This window comes from Streptomyces sp. SD15 (genome assembly GCF_054462255.1).
The window spans coordinates 1-4,228 of sequence record NZ_JBTLMO010000118.1 but is presented as its reverse complement, the minus strand read 5'-3'; the positions used below and the strand labels follow the sequence as shown (position 1 = coordinate 4,228).

Here is a 4,228-nt window from a genome sequence, read left to right as displayed (position 1 = left end):
AGGTGATCCAACAACCCCCGCGCCTGCTCCTCCAACGCCGCCCGCGACTTCGCCGACACCAGCCACGGCAACGTCCCGTCCGACACCACCACCGGCTCCGGCACACCCCCACCAGCGACGCCTTCGTCCTCCGGGGCCTGCTCGACGATGAGGTGGGCGTTGGTGCCACTGATGCCGAAGGAGGAGACCCCGGCGCGGCGCGGACGTCCCGTGTCCGGCCAGGGCTGCTCCTCGGTGAGCAGCTCCACCGCGCCCGCGGTCCAGTCGACGTGCGGGGTCGGCTCGTCCACGTTCAGCGTGCGGGGCAGCACCCCGTGCCGCAAAGCCATCACCATCTTGATCACACCGGAGACGCCGGCGGCCGCCATGCTGTGGCCGATGTTCGACTTCAGCGAGCCCAGCCACAGCGGCCGGTCCTCGGGCCGGTTTTGACCGTAGGTGGCGATCAGCGCCTGCGCCTCGATCGGGTCACCCAGCTTGGTGCCGGTTCCGTGCGCCTCGACCACGTCGACCTCGTCGGGCTCGACCCGGGCGTTGGCCAGTGCCTGCCGGATGACGCGCACCTGCGAAGGCCCGTTGGGGGCGGTGAGGCCGTTGCTCGCGCCGTCCTGGTTGACGGCGGAGCCGCGGATGACCGCCAGCACCTGGTGGCCGTTCTTCCGTGCGTCGGAGAGCCGCTCCAGGAGGACGACTCCGACGCCCTCACTCCAGCCCGTGCCGTCGGCGGAGGCCGCGAACGACTTGATCCGGCCGTCGGGCGCCAGCCCGCGCTGCCTGCTGAACTCGGTGAGCACACCCGGGGTGGCCATCACGGCCACACCGCCGGCCACCGCGAGGGTGCACTCCCCCTGGCGCAGCGCGTGCGCCGCCTGGTGCATAGCCACCAGGGACGACGAGCACGCCGTGTCGATGGTGAGCGCCGGGCCCTCAAGACCGAGGAAGTAGGCAAGGCGGCCGGAGAGCACGCTGGTCGTGTTGCCGGTCAGCAGCAGGCCGTCCAGCCCCTCGGTGGCATCGTGCAGGTGAGGGCCGTACTCCTGGGGCATGGCGCCGACGAACACGCCCGTCCGGCTGCCGTGCACCGACTCCGGGCGGATGCCCGCACCCTCGAACGCCTCCCAGGTGGTCTCCAGGAGCAGCCGCTGCTGCGGGTCCATGGCCAGCGCCTCGCGCGGCGCGATACCGAAGAAACCGGCGTCGAACTCGCCCGCGCCGTAGAGGAAGCCGCCCTCACGGACGTAGGACTTGCCCCGCCGCTCGGGATCGGGGTCGTACAGCCCGTCGATGTCCCAGCCGCGGTCCGTCGGCAGCCCCGAGATTCCGTGGCTGCCGGACGCGACCAGCTCCCACAGCTCCTCGGGAGATCCGACACCCCCGGGAAGGCGGCATCCCATGCCCACGACGGCCACGGGATCGTCCAGCGCGGCGGCCGTGACCACGGGTCGGGCGGCGGGCGCCGCCTCACCGAGCAGTTCGCCGCGCAGGTAGCGGGCCAACGTGGCCGGCGTCGGGTAGTCGAAGACCGCCGTCGGCGACAGGCGCAGGCCGAGGGCCGCGCTCAGGCGGTTGCGCAGTTCCACCGACGACAGCGAGTCGAAGCCGATGTCCTTGAACTTGCTGTCCGGCCGGACCGCCTCCGGTGTCGCGTGCCCCAGCACGGTCGCGGTGTGGGCGCGCACCGCCTCCAAGAGCTCGCGCTCCGCGTCGGCCGCGGGCATCCCGGCGAACCGCTGCCCGCCCGCGGCGCCGCCCGCCGAACCGACCGCGGCGGTGCGCCGGGCGGCACGGGGACGCACCAGGGCGCCGAGCACCGCGGGCAGCTCCCCGTTCCCGTCCTGGGCGAGCCGCGCGATGTCCAGCCGCGCGGGAACGAGCGTCGGCTCGCCCAGGGCGACGGCCGCGTCGAACAGGGCGAGCCCCTCCTCCGACCGCAGGGGCACCAGGCCGGCCCGGGCCATCCGGGCCAGGTCCGCCTGGTCCAGATCCCCCGTCAAGTCGCTGCGCTCGTCCCACAAGCCCCAGGCCAGCGACGTGGCCGGAAGTCCCTGGGCCCGGCGGTGCGCGGCCAGCGCGTCGAGGTAGACGTTCGCCGCCGCGTAGTTGCCCTGCCCCGCGCCGCCGAGCGCGCCCATCACCGAGGAGAACAGGACGAACGCCGCCAGATCCCGGTCCCGGGTGAGTCGGTGCAGGTGCCATGCCGCGTCCGCCTTGGGCCGCAGCACCGCGTCCATCTGCTCGGGTGTCAGCGCGGAGACCAGGCCGTCGTCCAGCACGCCCGCCGTGTGCACGACCGCGGTCAGCGGGTGCTCGTCCGGTATCCCCTCCAGCAGGCCGGACAGCGCCTCGGGGTCGGAGACGTCGCACGCCACCGCCGTGGCCGTCGCCCCGAGCCCGGTCAGCCGCTCCACCAGCTCGCCGGCGCCCTCGGCCCCGGGCCCGCGGCGGCTGACCAGCAGCAGCCGCCGCACCCCGTGCTCGGTCACCAGGTGCCGGGCGAGGAGCCCGCCCAGCGTGCCGGTGCCGCCGGTGATCAGCACCGTGCCCTCCGGCACGAGGGACAGCGCGTCCAGGGTTCCGCGGCTGGTCACGTCCAGCCGCTGCGCCGCCTGCTGCTGCGGGGGTGTCAGCGCGCCACTGGCCGCGGCCCGGACGAGCCGCGGCACCAGGACCTCTCCCCCGCGCACCGCGAACTGCGGCTCACCGCCGGCGAGCGCGGCGGGCAGGGCCTGGAGGGAACGCTCGTCCTGATCGAGGTCGACGAGGACGAAACGGTCCGGGTTCTCCGTCTGCGCGGTGCGCAGCAGGCCCCACACCGGCGCGGAGGCGAGATCCGGCTGCTCCGAATCGCCGGCCGCCACCGCACCACGGGTGACCACCGCCAGCCGTGTGTCGGCGAACCGCTCGTCGGCGAGCCACGACTGCACCAGGGACAGCGCCTTGAGCAGTTCGGTGCGAGCGGCGGCAAAACCGCCGGAGGTGACGTCTTCGGCGGAGGCGGTGTCTTCGCCGGGCAGGTGGCAGGCCAGGACGAGTTCGGGCCGGGAGGCGGAGGTGGCGAGCTCGTCGAACTCGCCGCTGAGCACGGACAGGTCCGCGTACCGCCGCACCTGTGCGGCGTCCGGAACGGTGCCGAGCCCGAGTCCGTCGTCGCCCACCAGCGCCCACGGGCCGACCGGGGTCCCGTCGGCAACCCGCACCGCCCGGCTCACCCATTCCATGCGGAACAACGCGTCGTGGTGCCCGTCCCGTGCCCCGCCCAGCTTCCCGGGGTCGACGGGACGCATCGCCAGCGAACCGACCGACGCGACCAGCGCGCCCTCGGTGTCGGCGACCTCCACCACGAGGGCGTCGCGGCCCGCCGGGGCCAGCCGCACCCGCACGTTCGTGGCGTCGGTCGCGTGCAGCCGCACGTCGGACCACACGAACGGCAGCCTCGGCGACCCCGGTTCCCGCCCGGCCCCCGCATCCGGGATGAGCCCGGCGTGCAGGGCCGCGTCCAGCAGCGCGGGATGGATGCCGAAGGCGGCCACTTCGGCGTGCCGCTCCTGCGGCAGCACCACCTCGGCATACACCTCGTCGCCCCGCTTCCACACCGACCGCGCCCCCTGGAACGCGGGGCCGTACTGATAGCCGAAGGCAGCCAGTGACGGGTACAGCTCATCGGTTTCCACCGCCACCGCCCCGGTCGGCGGCCACACCCGGGGATCCCACGAGGACGGCGCCGGACCGCCGGGGGCGAGCACGCCCGTGGCATGGCAGGTCCAGGGCGCACCTGTCCGCTCGCCGTCGGGCCGGGAGTGAACGTCCACGGAACGCCGTCCGGCGTCGTCGAGCTCACCCACTTCCACCCGCAGCTGGACGGCGCCGGTCGCGGGCAGGACGAGCGGTGCCCGCAAGGTGAGTTCCTCGAGGTGGTCGGCGCCCACCTCGTCACCAGCGCGGAGCGCCATCTCGACGAAGGCCGTGCCGGGCAGCAGAACGGTGTCGGAGATCGCGTGGTCGACCAGCCAGCCATGCGTCTGCAACGACAACCGGCCGGTCAGCACGGTGACATCGGTCCCCGCCAGCTCCACCGCCGCACCGAGCAGCGGGTGTTCGACCGCCGCCTGTCCGGCCGCGGCCGCGTCCCCCGCGCTCTGGGGCCTCTCCAGCCAGTGACGCTGCCGTTGGAAGGGGTAGGTGGGCAGGTCGAGGTGGGTGGGCCGGGTGGTCGGGAAGAAGCCCGACC

1 protein-coding gene is annotated in these 4,228 nt (G+C 74.2%); it reads right to left on the bottom strand.

Features of this window, described 5'->3' with window-relative positions:
• Positions 1-4,228, bottom strand: a 4,228-nt coding sequence (locus ACX28W_RS43635; RefSeq protein WP_459005644.1) for a type I polyketide synthase, incomplete at both ends; no start/stop codon positions are given.